General features: G+C 67.9%; 23 protein-coding genes. 15 read left to right on the forward strand and 8 right to left on the reverse strand.

All coding sequences use genetic code 11. The annotated features are described in order from the left end of the window. Together cofH and AC3A6P_RS34850 are read left to right on the forward strand one after the other, a co-directional pair. On the forward strand, window positions 1–747 hold a 747-nt coding region (cofH, locus tag AC3A6P_RS34845), incomplete at its 5' end, for a 5-amino-6-(D-ribitylamino)uracil--L-tyrosine 4-hydroxyphenyl transferase CofH (protein WP_487697034.1). Window positions 748–952: 205 nt separating this feature from the next. Further along, window positions 953–1,501: a YceI family protein gene (locus AC3A6P_RS34850; RefSeq protein WP_487697036.1), complete on the forward strand. Its 549-nt coding sequence runs from the start codon at window positions 953–955 to the stop codon at window positions 1,499–1,501. Between the two features lie 100 nt (window positions 1,502–1,601). Here the strand turns inward: AC3A6P_RS34850 and AC3A6P_RS34855 are convergent, their stop codons facing one another. Beyond that, window positions 1,602–3,614 (reverse strand): FAD-dependent oxidoreductase, encoded by a 2,013-nt coding sequence (locus AC3A6P_RS34855; protein WP_487697134.1) that lies wholly within the window; start codon window positions 3,612–3,614, stop codon window positions 1,602–1,604. Between the two features lie 337 nt (window positions 3,615–3,951). Here AC3A6P_RS34855 and fdxA point away from each other — a divergent pair, with 337 nt between their 5' ends. Beyond that, window positions 3,952–4,275 carry a ferredoxin gene (gene fdxA, locus AC3A6P_RS34860; RefSeq protein ID WP_487697038.1) on the forward strand — a complete coding sequence of 108 codons (324 nt, stop codon included), beginning with the start codon at window positions 3,952–3,954 and terminating at the stop codon, window positions 4,273–4,275. A 23-nt stretch (window positions 4,276–4,298) separates the two neighbouring features. Then, on the forward strand, window positions 4,299–5,390 hold the full coding sequence (dapC, locus tag AC3A6P_RS34865) for a succinyldiaminopimelate transaminase (RefSeq protein ID WP_487697136.1): 1,092 nt from the start codon (window positions 4,299–4,301) through the stop codon (window positions 5,388–5,390). A 10-nt stretch (window positions 5,391–5,400) separates the two neighbouring features. On the opposite strand, the gene AC3A6P_RS34870 is transcribed toward dapC, so the two are convergent. Beyond that, complete coding sequence (locus AC3A6P_RS34870) at window positions 5,401–6,999, reverse strand: PucR family transcriptional regulator (protein WP_487697040.1); 1,599 nt, start codon at window positions 6,997–6,999, stop codon at window positions 5,401–5,403. Between the two features lie 82 nt (window positions 7,000–7,081). Here AC3A6P_RS34870 and pruA point away from each other — a divergent pair, with 82 nt between their 5' ends. Further along, entirely contained in the window at window positions 7,082–8,710 is a 1,629-nt protein-coding gene (pruA, locus tag AC3A6P_RS34875; protein ID WP_487697041.1) for an L-glutamate gamma-semialdehyde dehydrogenase, read from the forward strand. Between the two features lie 3 nt (window positions 8,711–8,713). Beyond that, entirely contained in the window at window positions 8,714–9,679 is a 966-nt protein-coding gene (locus tag AC3A6P_RS34880; RefSeq protein WP_487697042.1) for a proline dehydrogenase family protein, read from the forward strand. A 102-nt stretch (window positions 9,680–9,781) separates the two neighbouring features. On the opposite strand, the gene AC3A6P_RS34885 is transcribed toward AC3A6P_RS34880, so the two are convergent. Continuing rightward, complete coding sequence (locus AC3A6P_RS34885; protein ID WP_487697138.1) at window positions 9,782–10,255, reverse strand: Rv2253 family sensor-like surface protein; 474 nt, start codon at window positions 10,253–10,255, stop codon at window positions 9,782–9,784. A 580-nt stretch (window positions 10,256–10,835) separates the two neighbouring features. On the opposite strand from AC3A6P_RS34885, the gene AC3A6P_RS34890 reads away from it, so the two are divergent. From AC3A6P_RS34890 to AC3A6P_RS34910, 5 genes are read left to right on the forward strand one after another with little or no spacing between them, the layout of a single operon-like run. Continuing rightward, a complete protein-coding gene (locus AC3A6P_RS34890; RefSeq protein ID WP_487697044.1) occupies window positions 10,836–12,215 on the forward strand; it encodes a GntP family permease in 1,380 nt (459 codons plus the stop codon). 25 nt (window positions 12,216–12,240) lie between these two features. Beyond that, window positions 12,241–13,440 (forward strand): CaiB/BaiF CoA transferase family protein, encoded by a 1,200-nt coding sequence (locus AC3A6P_RS34895; RefSeq protein WP_487697046.1) that lies wholly within the window; start codon window positions 12,241–12,243, stop codon window positions 13,438–13,440. Next, the gene (locus AC3A6P_RS34900) at window positions 13,437–14,366 is read left to right on the forward strand and encodes a beta/alpha barrel domain-containing protein (protein ID WP_487697048.1); all 930 of its coding nucleotides are present in this window, start codon (window positions 13,437–13,439) and stop codon (window positions 14,364–14,366) included. Before AC3A6P_RS34895 ends, AC3A6P_RS34900 begins: the two co-directional genes overlap by 4 nt. Beyond that, on the forward strand, window positions 14,366–15,358 hold the full coding sequence (locus tag AC3A6P_RS34905; protein ID WP_487697050.1) for a 2-hydroxyacid dehydrogenase: 993 nt from the start codon (window positions 14,366–14,368) through the stop codon (window positions 15,356–15,358). The genes AC3A6P_RS34900 and AC3A6P_RS34905 overlap by 1 nt, the downstream gene beginning before the upstream one ends. Further along, a complete protein-coding gene (locus AC3A6P_RS34910; protein ID WP_487697052.1) occupies window positions 15,355–16,407 on the forward strand; it encodes a glycerate kinase family protein in 1,053 nt (350 codons plus the stop codon). The genes AC3A6P_RS34905 and AC3A6P_RS34910 overlap by 4 nt, the downstream gene beginning before the upstream one ends. On the opposite strand, the gene AC3A6P_RS34915 is transcribed toward AC3A6P_RS34910, so the two are convergent. Both AC3A6P_RS34915 and AC3A6P_RS34920 read right to left on the reverse strand, forming a co-directional pair. Next, window positions 16,295–17,080, reverse strand: a complete 786-nt coding sequence (locus AC3A6P_RS34915; protein ID WP_487697053.1) for an IclR family transcriptional regulator — start codon at window positions 17,078–17,080, stop codon at window positions 16,295–16,297. The two genes, AC3A6P_RS34910 and AC3A6P_RS34915, sit on opposite strands and share 113 nt — an antisense overlap. A 9-nt stretch (window positions 17,081–17,089) precedes the next feature. After that, the gene (locus AC3A6P_RS34920) at window positions 17,090–18,745 is read right to left on the reverse strand and encodes a nucleobase:cation symporter-2 family protein (protein WP_487697055.1); all 1,656 of its coding nucleotides are present in this window, start codon (window positions 18,743–18,745) and stop codon (window positions 17,090–17,092) included. Window positions 18,746–18,831: 86 nt separating this feature from the next. Between AC3A6P_RS34920 and AC3A6P_RS34925 the strand changes: the two genes are divergently transcribed. Beyond that, entirely contained in the window at window positions 18,832–19,668 is an 837-nt protein-coding gene (locus AC3A6P_RS34925) for an oxidoreductase (protein WP_487697056.1), read from the forward strand. Here AC3A6P_RS34925 and AC3A6P_RS34930 read toward each other — a convergent pair. After that, a complete protein-coding gene (locus AC3A6P_RS34930) occupies window positions 19,665–20,210 on the reverse strand; it encodes an NUDIX domain-containing protein (protein ID WP_487697058.1) in 546 nt (181 codons plus the stop codon). The genes AC3A6P_RS34925 and AC3A6P_RS34930 overlap by 4 nt on opposite strands. 31 nt (window positions 20,211–20,241) lie before the next feature. On the opposite strand from AC3A6P_RS34930, the gene AC3A6P_RS34935 reads away from it, so the two are divergent. Both AC3A6P_RS34935 and AC3A6P_RS34940 read left to right on the forward strand, forming a co-directional pair. Then, a complete protein-coding gene (locus AC3A6P_RS34935) occupies window positions 20,242–21,642 on the forward strand; it encodes an acyl-CoA synthetase (RefSeq protein WP_487697060.1) in 1,401 nt (466 codons plus the stop codon). Next, complete coding sequence (locus tag AC3A6P_RS34940) at window positions 21,639–21,983, forward strand: VOC family protein (protein WP_487697062.1); 345 nt, start codon at window positions 21,639–21,641, stop codon at window positions 21,981–21,983. Before AC3A6P_RS34935 ends, AC3A6P_RS34940 begins: the two co-directional genes overlap by 4 nt. Window positions 21,984–22,080: 97 nt before the next feature. On the opposite strand, the gene dapD is transcribed toward AC3A6P_RS34940, so the two are convergent. Continuing rightward, on the reverse strand, window positions 22,081–23,052 hold the full coding sequence (gene dapD, locus AC3A6P_RS34945; protein WP_487697139.1) for a 2,3,4,5-tetrahydropyridine-2,6-dicarboxylate N-succinyltransferase: 972 nt from the start codon (window positions 23,050–23,052) through the stop codon (window positions 22,081–22,083). An 89-nt stretch (window positions 23,053–23,141) separates the two neighbouring features. On the opposite strand from dapD, the gene dapE reads away from it, so the two are divergent. Continuing rightward, the gene (gene dapE, locus AC3A6P_RS34950) at window positions 23,142–24,206 is read left to right on the forward strand and encodes a succinyl-diaminopimelate desuccinylase (protein WP_487697063.1); all 1,065 of its coding nucleotides are present in this window, start codon (window positions 23,142–23,144) and stop codon (window positions 24,204–24,206) included. On the opposite strand, the gene AC3A6P_RS34955 is transcribed toward dapE, so the two are convergent. Further along, window positions 24,183–25,274 carry a hypothetical protein gene (locus AC3A6P_RS34955; RefSeq protein WP_487697064.1) on the reverse strand — a complete coding sequence of 364 codons (1,092 nt, stop codon included), beginning with the start codon at window positions 25,272–25,274 and terminating at the stop codon, window positions 24,183–24,185. The two genes, dapE and AC3A6P_RS34955, sit on opposite strands and share 24 nt — an antisense overlap. Window positions 25,275–25,280: the final 6 nt, after the last annotated feature.

Here is a 25,280-nt window from a genome sequence, read left to right on the forward strand (position 1 = left end):
TTGCCCGTCACCGGGTACGCCGATCTGGTGCGGGCGGTCAAGGCGCGGGTGCCGTCGATGCACGTGCATGCGTTCTCGCCGATGGAGATCGCCAACGGTGTGACGCGGGCCGGGTCGTCGATCCGGGATTGGCTGACGCAGTTGCGTGAAGCCGGGCTGGACTCGATTCCGGGTACCGCCGCCGAGATCCTCGACGACGAGGTGCGCTGGGTGCTCACCAAGGGCAAGCTGCCGACGTCGATGTGGATCGACGTGGTGACCACCGCGCATCAGGTGGGGCTCAAGTCGTCGTCGACGATGATGTACGGCCACGTCGACACCCCGCGGCACTGGGTGGGGCATCTGAACATCCTGCGCAAGATCCAGGATGAGACCGGTGGGTTCACCGAGTTCGTGCCGTTGCCGTTCGTGCACCAGAGCTCTCCGCTGTATCTGGCCGGTGCCGCCCGCCCGGGTCCGACGCACCGGGACAACCGTGCTGTGCACGCGCTGGCTCGGATCATGTTGCACGGCAGGATCCCGTCGATCCAGACCAGCTGGGTCAAGCTCGGCGTCGAGCGCACGCAGGTGATGCTCAACGGCGGTGCCAACGATCTGGGCGGCACGTTGATGGAGGAGACCATCTCGCGGATGGCGGGCTCGGAGAACGGGTCGGCCAAGTCGGTGGAAGAACTCGTCGCCATCGCCGCGGGCATCGGCCGCCCGGCCCGCCAACGCACCACCACCTACGCCGAACGCGCCGCCTGATCACTCACTCCTGCGAGCGAGCGTGTCTGCCCGCGACACGCCGGCGGTTTCCGTACAAAAGCGTGCGTTCGCGCTCCGCTGAGACCTGTGAGCCGGCCTGTGGCTTGAAAGTGGACCATAGTCCGGAATAGATTCGGACCTGGGTCCGGTTGGACTCGACGAGGGCGCCGGACGGACCGACACCCACCTGCCGAAGGAGAACCACATGACCACCGCAGCAGCCACCGGCCTGACCGCCGGAACCTGGGCCATCGACCCGGTGCACTCGTCCATCAGCTTTTCTGTCCGCCACCTCGTGGTCAGCAAGGTCCGCGGCACCTTCGGTGCGTTCAGCGGTGCCATCACCATCGCCGAGGACGGCACCCCCGCAGTGACCGCCGAAATCGACGTCGACTCGCTGCACACCGGCAACGAGCAGCGCGAAGCCCACCTCAAGTCCGCCGATTTCTTCGATGTCGAGAAGTTCCCCACCGCCAGCTTCCGGTCCACCGGCGTACAGGCCAAGGGCGACGACTACGTACTCGACGGCGAGTTCACGCTCAAGGGCATCACCAAGCCGATCAGCCTGGCACTCGAGTTCAACGGCGTGAACCCCGGGATGGGCCACGGCGAGGTGGCCGGCTTCGAGGCCTCAGTGGTGTTGAACCGCAAGGAGTTCGGCATCGACATCGACATGCCGCTGGAGACCGGCGGTGCCGTCGTCGGTGACAAGGTGACCGTCACCCTCGAGATCGAGGCCCTCAAGCAAGCCTGATCCACGCGAGATCCCCTCGGCGAGCGCGCGTGTTGGTACAGAAATGCCCGGCGTTTCGCGTACAAACACGCGCGCTCGCGGGGGAGTGTTTGGTCTGGGGTCAGAGGCGGGCGGCGAGTTCGGTGCCCTGCCGGATGGCCCGCTTGGCGTCGAGCTCGGCCGCCATCGACGCACCCCCGATGACATGCGGGGTTATTCCGTTGGCGCGCAAGGCCTCGTCGAGGTCACGCACCGACTCCTGGCCGGCACACACCACCACATTGTCGACGGCGAGCAGCCGGGACTGCCCCCCGATCCTGATGTGTAGGCCGGCGTCGTCGATGCGCTCATAGCTCACTCCGGAAATCTGCTCCACGCCTTTGGCTTTCAGTGAGGCGCGGTGAACCCAGCCGCTGGTCTTGCCCAGCCGCTTGCCTTGAGAACCCTTGGTGCGCTGCAGCAGATACACCTGGCGGACCGCCGGAGCGGGCAGTGGCGGTACCAACGCCCCGCGGCCGTCCTGGGGATCGCCGGCGCCCCATTCAGCTTTCCATTCCTTGAGGTTCAAGGTGGGGGACTGGTCCGTCGTCAGCAATTCGCTGACGTCAAAACCGATTCCGCCCGCGCCGATCACCGCGACACGGTTGCCGATCGGCCGCACACCGTGGATGGCCTCGGGGTAGGTGAGCACCATCGGGTGATCGATACCCGGGATGTCCGGAAGCCGTGGCGCCACACCGGTGGCCAGCACCACCTCATCGAATCCCGACAGGTCCCCGGCCGTGGCCCGGGTGCTCAACCGCGTGGTGACGCCGTGCTTGTCGAGCATGGTCGAGTAGTAGCGAATCGTCTGGTCGAACTCCTCCTTGCCGGGAATGCGCCGGGCCAGGTCGAACTGGCCGCCCAGGAACTCGTTGGCGTCGAACAACGTCACCCGGTGCCCACGTTGTGCGGCGGCCACCGCCGTGGCCAGCCCGGCGGGTCCGGCGCCCACCACAGCGATCGAGCGGGCGCGCTGCGTCGGCCCCAATGTCAGTTCGGTTTCGTGCCCGGCGCGCGGGTTCACCAGGCAGGACACCGTTTTGTGCACAAAGGCGTGATCCAGGCAGGCCTGATTGCACGCGATGCAGGTGTTGATCTCATCGGCGGCACCGGCGATCGCTTTGTTCACCCAGTCCGGGTCCGACAGCAGCGGCCGGGCCATCGAGATCAGGGCGACGTCGGTGTCGACCAGGATCTGTTCGGCGGCCTCGGGCATGTTGATGCGGTTCGACGCCATCACCGGGATGCTCACGTGCGCGGCCACCGAATGGGTGATGTCGACGAACGCATTGTTGGGCACCGAGGTGACGATGGTGGGCACTCGCGCCTCGTGCCAGCCGATTCCGGTGTTGATGATCGTCGCACCCGCCGACTCGACTTCGGTTGCCAGCGCGACGATCTCATCCCAGCTCTGGCCGTCCTCCACATAATCGGCCATGGACATGCGGTAGCACAGGATGAAATCCGGCCCGACGGCTGCGCGGGTGCGCCGCACGATCTCCACCGGGAAGCGGCGCCGGTTCCGCGGTGTACCGCCCCAGGCGTCGGTGCGCTTGTTGGTGCGCGGAGCCAGGAACTGGTTGAGCAGGTAGCCCTCACTGCCCATGATCTCCACCCCGTCATACCCGGCCGCCCGGGCCAGCAGTGCACACCGGACGAAATCGTCGATGGTGCCGTCGACGTCGCGCAGCGCGCGCGGGCGGAACGGATTGATCGGGGCCTTGATCGAGGAGGCGCTGACCGAGAACGGGTGGTAGGCATAACGTCCCGCGTGCAGCACTTGCAGCAGGATCTTGGCGCCGGCATCGTGCACGGCCGCGGTGATCGTCTGGTGCCTGCGGGCTTCCGCCGAGGACACCAGTTGCGCGGCGAAGGGCAACAGCCAGCCGGTGCGGTTCGGCGCGTACCCGCCGGTGATGATCAGGCCGACGCCGCCGCGGGCGCGTTCGGCGAAGTAGGCGGCCAGCCGGTCGGTATCACGAGCGCGATCCTCCAGGCCGGTGTGCATGGAGCCCATCACCACGCGGTTGCGCAACGTGGTGAAGCCGAGATCCAACGGGGACGACAACGTGGGGTACGGATGCACGTCAATCTCCCGGCGCCGCGTCGCTCAAGCGGCGGGCCGGCTCGTGACTCGATCCGGCCTGCTCACTGGAAAAGATGTGGTTGACAGCCACCAGCGCAGGCTATGCGGTACCGCTGGTCCCAGCAATGAGTTGCCGTGCCGTGCGGTCGGGAATGTCGGTTGCGCAACTTGTATATGCAACGTCTAGTATCAGTAAACGCGTGTCTCGTCCATCGGGGCACGCAAGTTAGGGCACACTGGCACAGATGTCCGGTTTCAGCCTCCGGATACTGGTCAGACCCACCTAGAACGAGAACGACAGCAGCCCGCCCAGTAACCACTGACAGGAGCACGAGGAGCCCCCGTGACATACGTGATCGCTCAACCCTGCGTCGACGTCAAAGACAAGGCGTGCATCGAGGAATGCCCGGTCGACTGCATCTACGAGGGCGCACGCATGCTGTACATCCACCCCGACGAATGCGTGGACTGCGGCGCTTGTGAGCCCGTTTGCCCCGTCGAAGCCATCTTCTACGAAGACGATGTGCCCGACGAGTGGAGCAGCTACGCACAGTCGAACGCCGACTTCTTCGACGAACTCGGCTCCCCGGGTGGCGCGTCGAAGGTCGGGCAGACCGACAACGATCCCGCGGCGATCAAAGAATTGCCGCCCCAGAGCGAGGGCTGAGCGACGGCATGACCCGACGGAGGGTGTCGGCGTCGCTGCCGGTCTTCCCCTGGGACACGCTGGCCGATGTCACGGCGAAAGCCCGCTCGCACGCGGGGGGCATCGTCGATCTGTCGGTCGGTACGCCGGTCGATCCGGTGGCGCCGGTGATCCGGGAGGCGCTGGCTGCGGCCGGCTCGTCGCCCGGCTATCCGACCACCGCGGGAACGCCCGCGTTGCGGACCTCTGCGGTCAATGCGCTGCAACGTCGGTACGGCATCACAGGTCTGGCCGAGAGCGCGGTACTGCCGGTGATCGGCACCAAGGAGCTGATCGCGTGGTTGCCGACGCTGCTCGGGCTGGGTGCCGGCGATCTGGTGGTGGTGCCGGAGCTGGCGTATCCCACCTATGACGTGGGCGCACGGCTGGCGGGTGCCTCGGTGCTGGCCGCCGACTCGCTGACCCAGATCGGCCCGCAGTCGCCGGCGCTGGTGTTCCTGAACTCGCCCAGCAATCCGACCGGGCGGGTGCTCGGTGTCGACCACCTGCGCAAAGTGGTCGGCTGGGCCAGGGAGCGCGGCGTCATCGTCGCCTCCGACGAGTGCTACCTCGGGCTCGCGTGGGACGCCGAACCGGCATCGGTACTGCATCCCGACGTCTGCGAGGGTGACCACACCGGCCTGCTGGCCATCCACTCGCTGTCGAAGACGTCGTCGCTGGCCGGATACCGCGCGGGTTTCGTGACCGGTGATCCGGCTCTGGTGTCCGAATTGCTCGCCGTGCGCAAACACGCCGGGATGATGATGCCGACGCCGGTGCAGTCGGCGATGGTGGCCGCGCTCGACGACGACGCGCACGAGAAGGAACAGCGCGAGCGGTACGCGCAGCGGCGGGACACCTTATTACCCGCGGTCCGCGCCGCCGGCTTCACCGTCGACCACTCCGAAGCCGGCCTGTATCTGTGGGCCACCCGCGACGAGCCGTGCCGTGACACGGTGGCCTGGTTCGCCGAGCGTGGCATCCTCGTCGCGCCCGGGGAGTTCTACGGCGCGCGCGGCTCTCGCCACGTGCGCATCGCGCTGACCGCCACCGACGAACGCATCGCCGCCGCCGCGCAACGGCTCACCGACCGGTGACCCGGACCGCCTAGGTTCGCGGCGCCGACGCCAGCGCCCGCAGGCTCAGTGAGAGCACAAGGCGCACATCGGGATCCGACAGTGACGTGGTGAGCACGTCCTCGATGCGCCGTACCCGGTAGCGCACCGTATTGGGGTGGACGTGCAGCGTGCGCGCTGCCGCCGCGACGTCGCCGAAACTGTCCAGGTAGGCCCCCAGGGTTTCGGCCAGCGCCGGGTCGCTGTCCCGCAGCAGCTGCACCCGCGGATCGATCAGATGGTCGTTGCCGGTCAGGAAGGTCACCATCTCGTCGAGCAGCACCGTGGTGCGTGCCTCGGCCAGTGAGGTGACGGTACCCAGCATCCCGGGATGGCGTTTGGCACTGTCGAGCACCCGGTCCACCTCGACTCGGGCGGCAGCCACCGCCGTCAGCCCCGGCACCGGCGCGGCGATGACCGACCACAACTGCAGTCCGAGTTCGTTGTGCAGCGCGGTGATGGTGCCACGGATCCACGAGGTCACCGACGCGATCCGCGTGGTGCTGGGAAACAGCACGTACACCCGCGAGCCGTGTGCCGCCACCTGCGCGTCGGCGCGAAAAGCGCTGGCGCTCAACGCCAGGACGTCGGCAAGCCGGGGCGTCGCGGCAGCGGTGTCGAACCCGATCAGGGCCGCACGGCCGTCCTCGACGATGCCGAGTTCGCGGGCCAGCGCGCCGAGCTGGGCGGAGTCCATCTCGGTGTCGCGCAAACCCAGCAGTTCCTGCACCTGCACGGTGTGCGTCGACGGCGCCGCCGCCAGCCGCGCCATGACACGGGCGGCCAACACCGCCGCCCCCCGCAATATCTGCTCGGCATCCTCGGCGAGCGGACGTGTTCCCTGCTGTACCCAGATGGTCCCGGCGAACTGCGGGGCGCGGCGGCTGTCGGCGTTCGGTTGCCGGATGCCGACGGCCAGCCGCGGACGCAACCCGAGTTCGGGCCGTTCAGCTACCCGCACCACCTCGTCGCTGGAGCGCAGCGCATCGAAGATGCCCCACTGGCCGATCCATTCCAGGTGTTCCGGGGGCCCGGCTCGACCGAGGATGGACAGTCGACGGAGTTCGTCGGCCTCGTCGTTGGACGCCGAATACGCCAGCACGTGCGAAGTCTGGTCTTCGATGCTGACCATGCCATGGGTGCGGTCGGCGATGGACTGCGCCAGCCCGAACAGATCGGTGCCGGAATCGTGTAACGGGTCGGTGTGATCACCGTGGTGGTCGAACACGTGGTTGACCAAGCGGTACAACCGTTCCCAGCGGGCTCGGGGGTCGACGGCGACGACGGCGGTCCCAGCGCTGACGGCGGCCGCCACCAACGCCTCCGACGGCTCCTTGGCGAACACCGCGATGGGCGGCCGGTCGGCGATCTGGCGCTGCAACCAGCCCGCGGCGTCGTCATCGCTGAGGCCCAGTAGCAGGAACACATCGGCAGAACCGGCAGCGCGGGCCAGGCCGAGCCGTACGTCGTCGGTGTCGATCAGCGCCGCCGACGCCACCGTGGTGTCCAGGCCGCGGGGCGCCTCCACCAGGCTGACCATCGTCGCGTCGAGCGCCAACAGCAGCTGACCGAGGCTCAGGCCCAACTTCATTTGGCTGATCGTACTACCGCGTTGAAGTGTCTTTGTCGGATCGGCTAAGAGCCTGCGGGTGTCGCCGCGGGACCCTTTATCCATGGACGCCATCACCGCTGTGCCGCCGCCGACCAACGAACCGATCCACGATTACGCACCGCGATCCGCCGAGCGCGGGCGCCTCACCACGGCCCTGGCCGACCTGTCCGCGCAACCGCGCGACCTGCCGCACGTCATCGGCGGCCGCCATCAGATGGGCGACGGCCAGCGCATCGACGTCGTGCAACCCCACCGCCACCGCTCGGTGCTCGGCACGCTGACCAACGGCGGGCACGCCGAGGCGACGGCCGCGGTCGAGGCGGCAATCGAGGCGAAAGCCGCCTGGGCCGACACCCCGTTCGACGAGCGTGCCGCGGTGTTCCTGCGCGCAGCGGATCTGCTGTCGGGGCCGTGGCGCGAGAAGATCGCCGCCGCCACCATGTTGGGGCAGTCCAAGACCGCCTATCAGGCCGAGATCGACGCGCCCTGCGAGCTCATCGATTTCTGGCGCTTCAACGTGGCGTTCGCCCGCCAGATCCTGCAACAGCAGCCCGTCAGCGGCCCGGGGGTGTGGAACCGCACCGACTACCGGCCGCTGGAAGGCTTCGTCTACGCCATCACCCCCTTCAACTTCACCGCCATCGCCGGCAACCTCCCGACCGCCCCGGCGTTGATGGGCAACACGGTGGTGTGGAAACCGTCCATCACCCAGACCCTGTCGGCGTACCTGACCATGCAGTTGCTCGAAGCCGCCGGACTGCCTCCCGGCGTGATCAACCTCGTCACCGGCGACGGCTACGCGGTGTCGGAGGTGGTGCTGTCCGACCCCCGGTTGGCCGGCATCCATTTCACCGGGTCCACCCCCACGTTCCAGCATCTGTGGCGCGAGGTGGGCGCCAACATCGACCGGTACCACACCTATCCGAGGCTGGTCGGTGAGACCGGTGGCAAGGATTTTGTGGTGGCTCATGCCAGCGCTCAACCAGATGTGTTGCGCACCGCCCTGATTCGTGGCGCATTCGACTACCAGGGGCAGAAATGCTCGGCCGCCTCCCGTGCGTTCGTGCCGAGATCGGTTTGGCAGAAGATGGGTGACGAGTTCCTGGGCGCCACCGAGGCGCTGACCTACGGTGACGTGACCGACCTGTCCAACTACGGCGGTGCGCTGATCGACGACCGGGCGTTCGCCAAGAACGTCAAGGCCATCGAGCGGGCGAAGGGTGCTCCGGGGGTGACGATCGCCGCCGGAGGTGAATACGACGACACCGAAGGCTATTTCGTGCGTCCCACCGTGCTGCTGTCCGACGACCCGACCGACGAGGCGTTCTCGGCCGAGTACTTCGGCCCCATCCTGGCTGTCCACGTGTACGCCGACGACAAGTACGCCGACATTCTCGACGTGGTGGATCGCGGCTCGAAGTACGGGCTGACCGGCGCGGTGGTGGCCGACGACCGGGCCGCGGTGTTGACCGCCGAGCAGCGATTGCGTTATGCCGCAGGCAACTTCTACGTCAACGACAAGCCGACCGGGGCGGTGGTGGGGCAGCAGCCGTTCGGAGGCTCCCGCGCTTCCGGCACCAACGACAAGGCCGGGTCCTCGTTGAACCTGCTGCGCTGGACCTCCGCCCGATCCATCAAGGAGACGTTCGTGGCGCCCACGCACCACACCTACCCCCACATGGAGGGCTGACCGATGTCCGAACTGTTCACCCGGGTGGCCCGGCCCGTCATCCTCGCCGCGGCGAAGTCCGAGGGCTTACGCCGCACGGCTGAGCGGGTGCCGGCGACCCGGCGCGTGGTGCAGCGGTTTGTGCCGGGGGAGACCACCGCCGAGGCGCTGGATTCTGTTGCCGTGCTGCGGGATTCGGATCGCTTCGTCACCATCGACTACCTCGGCGAGGACGTCACCGACTCCGAGGCCGCCGACGCCACCGTCGCGGCCTACCTGCACCTGCTCGACGGGTTGGGTGGCCGCGGGGACGCCTCGACAGACCCGAAACCCCTGGAGGTGTCGCTGAAGCTGTCGGCACTCGGCCAGGCGCTGCCCCGTGACGGCGCCAAGATCGCCCTGGAGAATGCGCACACCATCTGCGCCAGGGCGCGCGAGGTCGGGGCCTGGGTGACCGTGGACGCCGAGGATCACACCACCACAGATTCCACCCTGGACATCGTGCGGGACCTCCGTGTCGAATTCGACTGGCTGGGCACGGTTCTGCAGGCATACCTGCGCCGCACCCGCGCCGACTGCGCGGAATTCGCCGCGTCCGGCGCACGGATCCGGCTGTGCAAGGGCGCCTACGACGAACCCGCGTCGGTGGCGTTCCGTGACCCCGATGACGTCACCGATTCCTATCTCACATGCCTGCAGATCCTGATGCAGGGCCGTGGCTACCCGATGGTGGCCTCGCATGATCCGGAGATCATCCGGCGCGTACCGGGTCTGGTACGTGAATCCGGGCGCGGCGTAACCGATTTCGAGTACCAGATGTTGTACGGCATCCGCGACGCCGAACAGCGACGCCTGGTGGGTGAAGGCAACCACGTCCGCGTCTACGTCCCGTTCGGCACAGAATGGTACGGGTACTTCGTGCGCCGTCTCGCCGAACGCCCGGCGAACCTGACGTTCTTCCTGCGGGCGCTGGCCGAGCGACGGCGGTAGCGCACGGAGTCGCGACCGTGAGGTGGTGACTGTCTCCAGGTTCGGCAAGCGGTCGCGTGCTGCGCTGGTGGCGCGGCACATCCGGGAGCTGACGGGTCTTCCTCAGGCCGGGTAGGCCGCCACCGGCATGATGACGTTGCCGCGGCAGGCTCCACCGAGGATATCGGTGTGCCAGGTTCCCTGCAGGGAGCCATCCGGCTGTGGGGTGTAGAAGACCCAGGACTGGGCGGGGCTGAACAGGCGCGGCGCATTCTCGCCGTGATAGCACTCCCATTGCCAGTCGTACGTGAACGACCACTTCGTGCCGTCCCACAGGTAGCGCTGCGGTTGCGGGATCGTCGGATTGCTCGGGGCGGGGCCGTCGACGGCGGTGGCGACACAGCGCGACGAGCACTGTGTGAGGAAGGTGTACTGGGCACTGAAATCCGGCTCCGACTGCCGCGCCGCGGCGCTGGTGCCCGCCTTCTGCGAGGCGTAGGTGACCACCGTGTACCGGCCCGACCAGTTCTGTCCTGCGGCGTGGGCGCTGACCACCGATCCGCACATGCCGACCACGATTGCCAGCACCGCGAACATCACCCGCCGGCGAGTGCGCAGACGACGGACGGCCATGTTTCTTGCGCCCTTCCTCTGCGAAAATCTGTTTGCTCGAACCTCACCGTAATGCGCGGATCTGACAAGTTGTGCCCTCGAATCGACGCCGGCGTCAGTCGTTATGGAGTCGATGCAGGACGGTGTCCGACACGTTGTCGCCGCGGGGAACCCCGGCTCGTTCTCGGCGACGACCACGGGGTGGCCCAGCCCAGTTGGTCGATATCGTGCGGTAGCAGCGTGATACCTGGTGCAACGCAGGGCTTTTCGGGGTTGTCCTGCTCACCGTCGCCCTCGGCGCTGACACCCAAGAGCCCTTTCGCGGGGCGCTGCTGTTTGAGACTGCGGTGACGCCGTCTTTTCGGCCCGAATGCGGGCGTGAGCGCAGTCTCAACCCCGGGGAGCGGGGCGCTGCGTTGGCGCAAACCCGTGTCGACGTCTCTTGCTTATATTGTGGGTGTGTGCTCATATTGTAAGCGTGACGTGGTTCGCGTCACACCCCGCGTACCGTGAAGCGGGGATCATGCATCCGCACCGACGCGGTGCGAATTGATGGAGAAAGCGCATGTCAGACATCGCGATCATGATCAACACCGCCGTGGCCATCCTGGCCGTGGTGGTGCTGATCGTCAGGTTCAAGTTCAACCCCGTGGTCTCGCTGGTCCTCGGATCGCTGTACCTCGGACTGTCCACCAAGCTGGGCATCGAGAAGACCATCGAAGCCGTCACCGGCGGTTTCGGCGAGATCATGGCCGAGGTGGGCCTGCTGATCGCCTTCGGTGTCCTGATGGGCGCGATGCTGCAGGAGATGGGCGCCATTCAACGGCTGGTCGGCACCCTGCTGCGGTGGTTCGGCCCCAAACGCATGCCGTACGCGATGTCACTGACCATCGCCACCTTCCTGCAGTCGATCTTCCTGGACGTGCTGCTGGTGATGTCGGCTCCGCTGGCGCGTGACCTCGCCAAGAAGATCGGCAAGAACGGCACCGCCCGGATGGCGACCGCAATGGCGATCGGCTTGGAGTGCGGCATCGTCCTGACCGTTCCCGGCGTGGCGGCGCTGGCGCTGGCCGGCGTGCTCGGTGTCCCGCTGGGCAAGATGCTGCTGTTCGGTGTGGCCCTGGTGATCCCGACGGTGGCCATCTCGGTGGCCATCATGTCGTTCCTGTTCAACCGGGGCTGGTGGGATCCGGAGAAGGACGAGCAGGAATTCCTGGGCGGCGAGCCGGCACCCGAGGACAGCCCTGAGCCCGGCACAGGCGGTGGCGTCGCCGTGGCCACCAAATCCCGGGTGCGGGCCCACACGCCGTTGCTCGTGCTGCTCGGGCCGCTGCTGGTCTCGCTGATCCTGATCGCCACCGGAGCGATCCTCGACGTCGCCGGCGTGCACACACCGGTCATCACCTTCCTCTCACAGCCGGTGGTCGCGCTGCTGCTGGGGCTGATCGGCACCAGCTTGATCGGCCGGTTCGCGTTCGGCGCGCAGCACGTCGAACGGGCCATCGCCACCGGCTTCAAGGAGAGCGGACAGATCCTCATCCTCACGGGTGTGGGCGGTTCCCTGGCCGCGACCATCAAAGCCACCGGCTTGGGCGACATCCTGGGCCAGTACTTCACCGCCAGTCACGCGGCGCCGCTGCTGATGGTGTGGGCCGTCGCCGCGGTGCTGCACATCGCCGTGGGCTCGGTGACCATCTCGGCCATCACCGCAGCGGGGATCCTGGCCCCGGTGGCGCCGATCCTGGGTATCGACCCGGTGATGCTCGCACTGGCCGCCGGCGCCGGTTCGCTGTTCGCCGTGCACGTCACGAGTAACACCTTCTGGCTGCTGCAGTCGCTGCTCGGCCAGACCTCCCGGGGCACCTTGAAGACCTGCACCGTGGGTGTCTCGGTGGCCTCGGTGGTGGCAATCCTGCTCATCCTGCCGATGAGCGCCCTGATCTGACCGATATCGATACCGGAGAAAACTGATGAGTCACAGCGCAATTCGCCCGCTCGAGGGTGTGCGCGTCCTCGAACTCGGCAACTACATCGCCGCCCCCACAGCGGGCCGGATGCTCGCCGACTTCGGCGCCGAAGTCATCAAGGTGGAGCGGCCCGAGACCGGCGACGAACTCCGCAACTGGCGGCTGTACGCCGGCACCACCTCCATGCTGTTCCGCACCATCAACCGGAACAAGAAGTCGATCGTGCTCGACCTGAAGACCGAACGCGGCCGCGAACTGGTCCTCGAACTCGTCGCGCACTGCGACGTGCTGTTGGAGAACTTCCGGCCCGGCACCCTCGAGAAGTGGGGCCTGGGCCCGGACGTGCTCAACGAGGCCAACCCCGAACTGGTGATCACCCGCATCTCCGCGTTCGGGCAGACCGGGCCGCTGTCGGCCCGGCCGGGTTTCGCCGCGGTGGCCGAAGCCGTCGGCGGGCTGCGGGAACTCGTCGGCGACCCCGACCGCCCGCCGGTGCGGGTGGGGGTGTCGATCGGCGATTCGATCGCCGGCATCCATGCCGCGTTCGGCACGGTCATGGCACTGTTCCAGCGTGAGGTCAACCGGTCCGGAACCCCGGTTCCGCTGCAGCAGCGCATCATCGACGTCGCGCTCAACGAGTCGATTCTGTCGGTGATGGAGTCGCTGGTGCCGGACTACCTGGCCTACGGTGTCAAGCGCGAACGTGTGGGCGGGAGGATGGAGGGTATCGCCCCCACCAACGCCTATCCCTGTAATGACGGGTCCAGCATCATCATCGCCGGCAACGGCGACGCCATCTTCGGCCGTTACATGCAGCTGATCGGACGGCCGGACCTCGGAGCCGATCCCGATCTGCAGACCAACGCCGGACGGTGGTTACGCCGTGACGAACTCGACGGTGCGATCGCTGACTGGACCATGCGGCACAGCCGCGACGAAGCGCTGACCCTGCTGGACGAGGCCGGGGTTCCGTCGGGGCCGATCTACACCGCGGCCGACATCTGCGCCGACGAACAGTACGCCGCCCGGAACATGATCCAGGACTTCGACGTCGACACCGGCGGGGAACGGCCGGCGTCGGTGGGCTTCCCCGGCATCGTCCCGGTGATCGGCGGCGCCTCGCTACCCATCCGCACCGTCGGACCCGATCTCGGTGAACACACCGACGACGTGCTCGCAGAACTGTTGGGAGTCAACCGATGAACTATTCGTACCAACCGCACGCGGTCCTGCGCGACGTCACCCTGCGGGACGGACTGCAACTCACCGGCAAGCTGCTGTCCACCGGGCGCAAACTCGAGATCGCCAGGCAACTGCTGGCTCTTGGGGTGCCGGAACTCGAGATCGGCTCGATGGCCCGCGGTGACCTGGTGCCGCCGATGGCCAACACGCTCGAGGTGATCAGTGAGCTGACGGCCGAGGAACTCCAGCGGTGCTGGGTGTGGGTGGCCACCCCGCGCCACATCGAGAAGGCAGCCGCGGCCGGTGCCAGGAAGTTCCAGTACTGCCTGTCGGCCTCCGATGCCCACAACCGGGCCAACATCGGGCGTACCACCGAGGCGAGCCTGGCGGCATTCCCTGACGCCGAACGCATCTCGAAAGACGTGGGCGGCACCATCGAACTGTGCATCGCCACCGCCTTGACCTGTCCCTTCGAAGGCGAGGTGCCGGTAGAACGGGTGATCGCGATCGCCGATGATCCCCGCACCGAGGGCGCTGCCGACCTGGTGCTGTGCGACACCCTCGGTCAAGCCGTGCCCGTCCAGGTGGCCCGGCTGTTCGATGCGGCCCGCAGGCGTACCCCGAAGCGCCGCTTGGTGTTTCATGGCCACGATACCTGGGGACTGGGGGTGGCCAACACCCTGGCGGCCATCGGTGCCGGAGCGCAGATGGTCGACGGCTCACTGGGCGGTCTCGGTGGCTGCCCGTTCGCGCCGGGCGCCAGCGGCAACACCTCCACCGAGGACCTGCTGTTCGCCACTCAACCGTCGTGGTTCACCCCCGACACCCTGGAGTCCATGGTCGGCCTCACCGACAAGATGTTGGCCGAACTGGGAGAGCCCAACCGGTCCAAGACCGCCCAGGGCGCGCGCTCCGAAGCACACGCCTTCCCCTGGGTGATCACCTGATGCCCACCGATTTCCTGGTCACCACCGCGTTGCCCGAGCCTGGGATGACGCTGCTGGAACAAGCCGGCAGCGTCGTCGTCCCCGACACGCGACTCGACAACGACGAGCTCGCCTCGGCATGTCAGTCAGGTGAGTTCCGGGTGGTGGTGGCGCAACTGGGCGATATCTTCGACAAGCCGCTGCTGGATCATGCCGATATCGTGGGTATCAGCAATTTCGCGGTGGGCGTCAACAACATCGACATCGCGGCCGCCACCCGCCGGTCCATCATGGTGGGCAACACCCCCGGTGTTCTCACCGATGCCACCGCCGACATCGCGATCCTGCTGCTGCTGGCCGTGGCCCGAAGGTGTGTGGAGGCTGATCAGTTCTTGCGCGCCGGCAAGTTCACCGGCTGGCAACCCGAGCTGCTGCTGGGTTCAGATATCAGTGGAAAGGTCTTGGGGCTGGCGGGTTTCGGCCGGATCGCCCGGGCCACCGCGCGCCGCGCGATGGCGTTCGGCATGCAGGTGGCGTTCTGCCCCCGCCCGCCCGGCGACCGGCCCGTCACCGATGACGAGCTGGGTGAGTTCGCCGGCCGGGTGCGTCACCTCAGTTGGCCGGAGTTGGTGCAGACCAGTGATTTCCTCTCGCTGCACGTGCCTTTGACCCATCAGACCCGTCATCTGGTGAACGCCGACGTGCTGAGCCGGATGAAACCGTCGGCCATCCTCATCAACACCGCTCGAGGCCCGGTGGTCGACGAGCACGCCCTGGTGCGGGCCCTCGACGCCGGCCAGATCGCCGGCGCGGGGCTCGATGTCTACGAGGCGGAACCGCATCTGGCACCAGGACTGGCGCAACTGTCCAACACCGTGCTGCTGCCGCATGTCGGCAGCGCCACCGTCGCGGTGCGCGCGGAGATGGCCCGGCTGTGTGCCGGTAATGCGGTGGCGATGGCTCGCGGCGAGATCCCACCTCACCCTGTCAACCCGGAGGCCTGGAACCGGTGACGGTCCTGATCGCCCCTGACAGCTTCAAGGGCACCTACAGCGCCGCCGAGGTGGCACGGGCCATCGCGGACGGTGTGGAATCCGCTGGTGGCCAGGCGATCACGATGCCTGTTGCCGACGGCGGCGAAGGAACGCTCGACTGTCTGCGCCAGCCGCTCGGCTTGGCCGTGGTCACCGCCGAGTGCCGCAACCCGTGGGGTGCGCCGATGACCGGGCGTTATGGGCTCTCGGAGAGTGCGGCGCTGATCGAACTCGCCGAGGCAAGCGGAATTACCACCGCGCACAGAGGGTTCCGCGACCCCGTCACCGCCGACACCTTCGGCACCGGCATGCTGATCGCCGACGCGGTGCGGCGCGGGGCCCACCACATCATCGTGGCCGCCGGGGGATCCGCCACCACCGACGGTGGCCTGGGTGCGCTCACCGCGTTACACGACGCCGGCGTCGTCCCCGCGAGGATGAGCGTGCTGACCGACGTCACAACGGTGTTCAATGACGCCGCACGAATTTTCGGGCCGCAGAAGGGCGCCGACCCTGCGCTCGTCCACCAGCTCACCCAGCGGCTGATCGGATTGGCCGCCGGCTATTCTCGTGATCCCAACGATGTCCCCGGCAGTGGTGCCGCCGGTGGATTCGCCGGCGGTATGTGGGCGCAGCACGCCGCCCAGATCGTTCCGGGCGCCGACTTCGTGCTCGACCACTGCGGGTTCGACGAAGCAGTTCGCGGCGCGACGGCCGTCGTCGTGGGCGAAGGCCGCCTGGATTCGCAAACCCTTGCAGGCAAGATCATCTCGGCGATCCTGCGGCGTCGGGGCGACTGCCCGGTGTACGCGGTGGTGGGGTCCGTCGGCGACTACGAGGGGGAGGATTTCCAGAGTGTGATGGTGGCCTCGGACGCCGCGGCGATGACGCGCGCGGGCACCGAGATCGCCGGTCTCACGCGACGATTCGACCGCCGATGGTCCGGGTCACCTGCTCGGCATACCCCACCAGCAGATCGACCCATTCCTCACATTTCTGCCGGGGCAGACGCAGGGTGGGACCGCTGATCATCAACGCGCCCACCACTTCACCGGAGGCGTCGAACACGGGCGCCGACAGCCCGGAAGCCGAGTCTTCGCGTTCACCGGTACTGATGGCGTATCCGTCGGCCTTGGCCCGGGCGATCAGCTCACGCAACTCGGTGGCATCGGTGACCGTGCCGTCGGTCATCGGTTCCAGGGGACCGGACAGGATCTTCTCGGCCAGCACCGGATTCCACGCCAGCAGGACACGGCCGGCCGACCCGGCGTGCAACGGGATGATCTTGCCGACGTGCATCTCCCGACGCAGGGCATGGTGTGTCTCGGCGATGGCCACACACACCCGGTAGGTCTGCTCCACCCGGAAGAAACACGCCGTTTCGCCGGTGATGTCACGCATTTCGGTCAGTACCGGTTTGAGGATCGTCAGGATGTCGAGATCTTTCATGGCCGAGGCCGCCCAGTACGCCATCCGGGTGCCGACGCGCACCTGATCACCGGCCCGGTCCAGGAACCCCTGCGCCGCCATGTTGGTGACCAGCCGTTGCACCGTCGACGTGGGCAGCCCGGTGGCCTGTTGCAGCTCACCCAGAGTCATCGACGGTTTCGCCAATGAGAAGGCGTCGAGGATCTCGGTGATCTTGCCGAGGACCAGCAACGGCTTCTGTTTGCCCGAAGCCCCCTCGGTGTCGAGTGACATGGCGCCATGTTACTCGCGGCTGCGTCTGGAGAACCGGCCCTCGGTCACGTCGTCCCACTTCTGGTAGACGGTGGCGACCTGCGGGTTGCCCTGCCGGCGAATCCATTCGCAGGTCTGCAGGTCCGTCGATGGATTGGTGACGATGATGGTGTGCAGTTCGGGCCGCTGCTCGGCCAGCGTCCGCAGCCGTTCCGGTGGGGTCGAGGGATCTGCGGCGCGCAGCGCGTCCAGCGGGTCGGGCAGCGCTCCACGCGGAGCGTCGAACGCGGCCAGATCCGAATCTTTTTCGGGCTCATCGCTTTTCCTGCTCAACAGCAGATTCAGCACGATCGCGGTGATGGCACCGGCCGAGATACCCGAGTGGAAGATGGTCTGGAACCAGTCGGGGAACTTCGCGTACAGGTCCAATGCCACGTTGACCGGCGCGTCCCCCAATGAGCGGTTGGTGTAGTACAGCTTGGCTTCCGTGAGCATCGCGACACCGATGGAGATGGCCACCACCAGGATGTTGGTGTTGTCGAACTTCACCTTCGTCAGCGTGCGGATGCCGCTGGCGGCCACCATGCCGAACAGAGCCACCCCAGCGCCGCCGAGCACCGGAAGCGGGATGCCTTCGACGACAGCCGCCATCTTCGGCAGCAATCCGAGCAGCACCAGGATCAGCCCGGCGACGGTGGCGACGTGGCGGGTCCGCACGCCGGTGATGGCCACCAGCCCCACGTTCTGCGCGAACGCCGTGTAGGGGAAGGTGTTGAACACGCCGCCCAGCATGGTTCCCAACCCGTCGGCGCGCAGCCCGTCGGCCAGCCGTTGCGGGGTGATCTTCTCGTCGACGATCTCGCCCACGGCCACGATGTCGCCGGTGGTCTCGGTCATGATCACGATCGCCACGATCAGCAGCGCGATGATGGAGCTGACCTGGAACGTCGGCAAGCCGAACTGGAACGGCGTCACGAATCCGATCCAGTTGTACTCACCCATGTGGCTCCAGTCGGTCATGCCCAGCGGCACTGCGACCACGGTGCCGATGATCAGCCCCAGCAGAATCGACACCCGGCGCAGGTTTTCCGGGGCGAACCGTTCGATGGCGATGATGACCGCCAGTGTGAAGAAGCCCATGCCGATCGCGGCGGGATCACCGAAGTCCGGCCCGGTACCGCCGCCGAACCAGCCGGCGGCCACCCGCATCAGCGACACGCCGATGATCAGGATGATGGTGCCCGTCACCAACGGTGGGAAGAACCGGATCAACCGGCCGAACACCGGCGCCAGCACGATCATGAACAGCCCGCAGGCGATCACCGACCCGTAGATCGCCGTCACCCCGTGGTTGGCGCCGATGGTGATCATGGGGCCCACCGCGGCGAACGTCACGCCCTGCATCAGCGGCAACCGCACCCCGAACCGCCAGAACCCGACCGCCTGGATGATGGTCGCGATGCCGGCGACGAACAGGTCGGCCATGATCAGGTGCACGATGTCGGACTGCTGCAGCTGACCGGCGCTGACCATCGCGCCACCCACGATCAGGGGCACCGCCACCGCACCGGCGTACATCGCCAGCACGTGCTGTACCGCCAACGGCAGCAGGCGCTTGAGCGGGGGGATGTCGTCGACCGGCCGCGGCGCGGGCCGGCCCTGGGTGACAATTCTGGCCAGGGTCATCGGCCAATCTTTGGGGCACCGCGTTTCGCGGTGTTCTCGCTGCGGTGACCGCAGCATTACGGGGGCCGCGGGGGTAAGGAGGGGTCATGACCGACGACGCACGCATCTGGCTCATCACCGGTGCCAATTCCGGCTTCGGACGCGCTCTGGCCGAAGCTGCGCTGGGCGCCGGTGACACCGTGGTGGCGGCCGCCCGCCGTCCCGAGACGCTCGACGATCTGGTGGCGCGCGCACCACAGCAAGTGCGGCCACTGCGCCTCGACCTCACCGACCAGGCGCGGATCGCCGAAGCTGTCGACGAGGTGTTGCAGCAGCACGGCCGGGTCGACGTACTGGTCAACAATGCCGGCCGCGGCGCGATCGGCGCCGCCGAGGAGACCACGGACGCCGAACTGCGCGCCTTGATGGATCTGCACTTCTTCGGGCCGGCGGCGCTCACCAGGGCGGTGCTGCCGCAGATGCGTGAGCGCGGCAGCGGGGCGATCGTCCAGATGAGCAGTATGGGCGGGCGGTTCACCTTCCCCGGTGTCGGCGCCTACTCGGCCACCAAGTTCGCGCTGGAGGGCTGGTCGGAAGCGCTGGCCAAAGAGGTCGACCGGTTCGGTATCCGGGTCATCATCGTCGAGCCGGGCGCGTTCCGGACGTCGTTCAACGGACCGGGCGCACTGCTGATGTCCCGACCCCTCGCGGCCTACGACGAGCTGATCGCGCCGTTGCGCACCGGGTTTCCCGAGGACGACGGGAAACAGCCGGGTGATCCGGCCAAAGCCGCCCAGGCGATCCTGCAGGCGGTGACCGCTCAGACGCCTCCGTTGCGGCTGGTCTTGGGCGAGGACGCGGTCGACGGGATCTACGGGGCGCTCAGTGCCCAGATCGAGGAACTGGATGCCTGGGCCCCGGTGGGCAGGGCAACCGGCTTCTAGCCCACGGCGCGTTCGTGCAGCAACAACAGCGTCCACGCGGCCAGTGACTGGGCATCGGTGATCTCACCGGACCGGATCATCGCCTCGACCTGCTCGCGGCCGAACCACGCGCTGCGCAGGTCCTGCTCCTCGTGTTCGAGATCCGGTTCACCCTCGCGCAGCCCCGTCGCCAGGAAGACCCGGCCGCGCTGGCTGCTCATCCCGGGGGCGACGTCGAGCAGTCCGAGCGGGGTCATGGTGTCGGCGCGCAGGCCTGTTTCCTCCCGCAGCTCACGGGCCGCCAGCTCCGCCGGTTCCAACTCCGCCATGCCGGGAGCCGTGCCCTGCGGGAACTCCCAACGCCGCAGGCCGAGGGGATACCGGTACTGCTCCACCAGGCGGTATTGATCGTCCTTGGTCGCGATCACCAGGGCATACGTCGGCTTGTCCACGACGCCGTAGATGCCGTCTGAGCCGTCGGGGCGGCGAATGCTGTCTTCCCGCAACGTCATCCACGGATTCCGGTACACCTCGCGGGACCCTGTCCGCTGGATGTGATTCATCCGGCCATTATCGCGGGGTAGCGTCACCTGCGTGCTGTTGGCCTCTCTGAACCCTGCGGCGGTGGCCGCGGGTGCCGATATCCCGAACGCCGTGACCGTCGGCGGTACCACGCTGAGCCGAAGCGACCTGCTGGGAGCTGCGACGTCGGTCGCCGAACGGGTCGGCGGAGCATCGCGCGTGGCGGTGCTGGCGACTCCCACGATGACAACCGTGCTCGCCGTGACGGGCTGCCTGATCGCCGGGGTGCCGTTCGTCCCGGTGCCGCCGGATGTGGGCGTCGCCGAACGTGCGCACATGCTGACCGACTCCGGTGCCCAGGCCTGGCTCGGGGAACTGCCCGAGTACACCGGCGGGCTGGCGCACATCCCGGTGCGGCTGCACGCGCGGTCCTGGCACCGTTACGCCGAACCGCACCCCGACCGGGCCGCCTACGTCATGTACACCTCGGGCACCACCGGACTGCCCAAGGGAGTGCAGACCTCTCGGCGCGCGGTGGCCGCCGACATCGACGCCTTGGCTGCGGCGTGGCAGTGGAGTCCGGACGACGTGCTGGTGCACGGGCTGCCGATGTTCCACGTGCACGGGCTGGTGCTGGGGCTGCTGGGCTCGCTGCGCATCGGAAACCCGTTCGTACACACTGGAAAACCGAAACCGGAGCTCTATGCCCAGGCCGGTGGCACGCTGTATTTCGGGGTGCCCACCGTGTGGTCGCGGGTGGTCGCCGACCCGGCCTCGGCGCGGGCGTTGTCGTCGGCGCGACTGCTGGTGTCCGGCAGTGCGGCCTTGCCGGTGCCGGTGTTCAACGGCCTGACCGAACTGACCGGCCGTGCGCCCATCGAGCGGTACGGCAGCACCGAGTCGTTGATCACCATCAGCACACTCGCCGGCGGGGAACGCCGGCCCGGCTGGGTGGGTTTGCCGGTGGCCGGTGTGCAGACCAGGCTGGTCGACGACGCCGGTGCTGAGGTTCCGCACGACGGAGAAACCGTGGGGCAGTTGGTGGTTCGAGGGCCGATGCTGTTCGACAAGTACCTGAACCGGCCCGAGGCCACCGCCGAAGTGCTCGACGCCGATGGCTGGTACCGCACCGGAGATGTGGCCGTCATCGACGCCGACGGTATGCACCGCATCGTCGGCAGGGAATCGGTGGACCTGATCAAGTCCGGAGGCTTCCGCATCGGCGCCGGTGAGATCGAGACCGCCCTGCTGGGGCACCCCGGTGTCAGCGAAGCCGCGGTGGTGGGTGTGCCCGACGACGACCTGGGGCAGCGGATCGTCGCCTACGTGGTCGGCGATGCCGGTGCCGACGAGCTCATCGCGTTTGTGGGAGAACAGCTCTCGGCGCACAAGCGGCCACGCGAGGTGCGTTTCGTGGAGGCGTTGCCACGCAACGCGATGGGCAAGGTGCTCAAGAAGGAGCTGATGCAATGACTCTGCGGTTCACCGAGATGTGCATCGACGCCACCGACGTGCACAGCCTGGGGCACTGGTGGGCCGAGGCGCTGGGCTGGCCCTCGGAGGTCACCGAGGACGGCGACGTCCTGTTGCGTCCACCCGACGGCGGGCCGGTGTGGCTGTTCCTCCCGGTTCCCGAGGGCAAGGCCGTCAAGAACCGGCTGCACGTCGACTTCACCCCGGATGATCAGGACGCCGAAGTGGCCCGGCTGATCGGCCTCGGCGCCCGGCATGTCGACATCGGTCAGGGCGAGCAGTCCTGGGTGGTGCTGGCCGATCCCGAGGGCAACGAATTTTGCGTGCTGGCTGGGGACTGACTGACTGCCTGACTGCCTGGTCCCCTGCGCGAGCGCGCGTGTCTGTACGCGACACTCCGTGTCGGGGCGTACAGACACGCGCGCTCGCGCAGGACTGTCAGTTGGCGTGCAGGGCCTCGTTGAGTGTGATGCCCTTGCCTTCGCGGGTGACGACCTCGACGGCGCCGGTCAGCGAATTGCGCCGGAACAGAAGGTTGTTCGCACCGGAGAGCTCGCGGGCCTTGACTGTCTTGCCGTCCGAGAGCGTCACCTTGGTGCCCGCGGTGACGTAGAGACCGGCCTCGATCACGCAGTCGTCGCCCAGCGAGATGCCCAGCCCGGCGTTGGCGCCCAGCAGGCAGCGCTTGCCCACCGAGATCACCTCGCTGCCGCCGCCGGACAGGGTGCCCATGATGGACGCGCCGCCGCCGATATCGGAGCCGTCGTCCACCACGACACCCGCGGAGATGCGGCCCTCGACCATCGACGAGCCGAGCGTGCCGGCATTGAAGTTCACGAAGCCCTCGTGCATCACGGTCGTCCCCGAGGCCAGGTGCGCACCCAGGCGCACCCGATCGGCGTCGGCCACGCGCACGCCCGTGGGCACCACGTAGTCGACCATCCGGGGGAACTTGTCGACGCCGAACACGGTCACCGGGCCGCGCTTGCGGAGGCGGGCGCGGACCAGCTCGAAGCCCTCGACTGCGCACGGGCCGTGGTTCGTCCACACCACATTGGCCAGCAGACCGAAGAACCCGCCGGCGTTCAGGCCGTGCGGTGCCACCAGCCGGTGGGACAGGAGGTGGAGACGAAGGTAGACGTCGTAGGCGTCGGTGGGCGCGTCGTCCAGGGAGGCGATCGAGGTGCGCACCAGCACGGTTTCGACATCACGATCCTCGTCGCGGCCCGTCAGCGCCGCCAGATCCTCGGTGGCTTCGGCCACCGACAGGCGCGTGGTGCCCGCGGTATCGACATCTCCGAGTTCCGGCGCCGGGAACCAGGCGTCGAGCACCGTTCCGTCCGCGGCCAGCGTTGCCAAACCAATACCCGAGGCTCCAGTCACGGTGCACCAGGCTACTGGATCTGACAGGGCGGCTAGAGAGCTAGCCGGGCCGACGATGCGGGTGAGGAACGAGCCCGGGGAGAGAGGGCCCGGCAAGAGAACTAGCCTGGTCCATTGTGCTGGACTTACGCGGGGATCCCATCGCCTTGACCGCAGCGCTGGTCGACATCCCGAGCGAATCGCGCCACGAGAGCCGGATCGCCGATGCCGTGGAAGCGGCCCTGCGTGATCAGACCTCCGGCTTCGAGATTGTGCGCAACGGCAACGCGGTGTTGGCCCGGACCCACCGTGGACTGCCCACCAGGGTGATGCTGGCCGGGCACCTGGACACGGTGCCCGCCGCCGACAACGTGCCGTCGCGCCGCGAGGGGGAGATCCTGCACGGCTGCGGCACCGTGGACATGAAATCCGGCGACGCCGTCTTCTTGCACCTGGCGGCCACCATCACCGACCCCGCGCATGAACTGACGCTGGTGTTCTACGACTGCGAGGAGATCGAGTCGGCCGCCAACGGGCTGGGCCGCATCGAGCGTGACCTCCCCGAGTGGCTGCAGGCCGACGTTGCGGTGCTGGGTGAACCGACGGACGGTTTCATCGAGGCAGGCTGCCAGGGCACGCTGCGGGTGGTGATCAGCGCCACCGGCATGCGAGCGCATTCGGCGCGATCGTGGCTGGGCGACAACGCTATTCACAAACTCTCCGACGTGCTGGGCCGGCTTTCCGGGTACCAGGCGCGCAGCGTGGACATCGACGGCTGTGTGTACCGCGAAGGCCTGTCGGCGGTACGCGTGGACGGGGGAGTGGCGGGCAACGTCATTCCCGATGCCGCGTCGGTGACGGTGAACTTCCGCTTTGCGCCCGACCGAACCCCGGCCCAGGCGCTGGCGCATGTGCGCGAGGTGTTCGACGGGCTCGACGTCACCATCGAACAGACCGACTCGGCGGCCGGGGCGCTACCCGGGTTGCGTCAACCCGCCGCCGCGGCGCTGGTGAACGCCGCCGGCGGGCAGGCGCGAGCCAAGTACGGCTGGACCGATGTGTCCCGCTTCGCCGCACTCGGCATCCCCGCCGTCAACTACGGACCCGGCGATCCGAACCTGGCCCATCGGCGCGACGAGCGGGTGCACGTCGGACAGATCACCGAGGCGGTCGACATGCTACGCGGATATCTCAGCAGCTAGCCGCTCCAGCGCGTCGGCGGCGCGGGCATCGCCGAGCCGCGCCGCATCCCGCCACACCAAGATCGCCACCGCCGTCTGACCGGTCCGTTCCGCGGTCTGTGCGGCCTGCCGTGCCGCGGCGATGGCGTCGTGAGGTTGGTGTGCGGCGGCCAGACGCCACGCGCGGGCCAACTCGAGCTCCGGGGCGAACAACCCCGACTTGGTGCCATGACGAGACTCTGCGCCCGACAACGCTTTTGCTGCATCGGGCAGCTGCCCACGGCGCGCGAGCGCGGTGGCCAGCAGCATCAGTGCCAGCGGGCCCCATGAGTAGCCGGTGCGTTCCAGCCTGGGCGCCGCCGGAATCAGGAGTTCGGCCGCCGCGTCATCGTCGCCGCCGGCCATGGCCACCACCGCCATCAGAACGTCGGCGATGGAGCGACCCGGTTGCTGTTGGTGAGCGTCGCGCAGTTCGCGGGCGACGCGCGTGGCGGCGTCCACGTCGTCCGCCAGCAGCGCGGCCGTGATCCGGCCCAAACCGATGGTGTAGCGCAGCAGCCCAGGATGTTCGGCGGCGATGGCGCGCTCGGCGAACGCGTCGACCTGATCGAGCCGGCCGGTGCGGGCGGCGCTCAACGTGGAAGTGCTGGCCGCCCACGCCACCGCCATATCGGCGGCGTCGGGTGCCTCGAGTACGTGGGCGGCGATGTTCAGCGCGCGCACCGGCGCACCGGTGTTCATCGCGAACGTCGCCAACAACGCGTCGACGGTGTGGGCGGTGCTTTCGGTGACGCGGTTACGGACGTTGCGCAAGTAGGCGGTGGCCCGTTCGGGTTCGCCGAGCATCCAGAACTGATTGGCCGCCCGCGGCAGCGCCACGGCCATCAACTCGGTTTCGGAGAGGCCATCGGTCTCGAGGGTTGCCAGCACGGTCTCGGCGTCGCGCCCGCGGCCCTGCCACGCGACGGCCTGGGCCAGCACCAACCGGCACTCGGGATCGTCGTTGTGCTCCGCGGCCTCGCGTGCCAGCTGCTCGGCCAGCACCATGTCACCGGTGCGCAGTGCCTCAGCGGCCGCGGTTATGGACACCGCCGG

The organism is Mycobacterium sp. Soil_C_30, assembly GCF_057656995.1.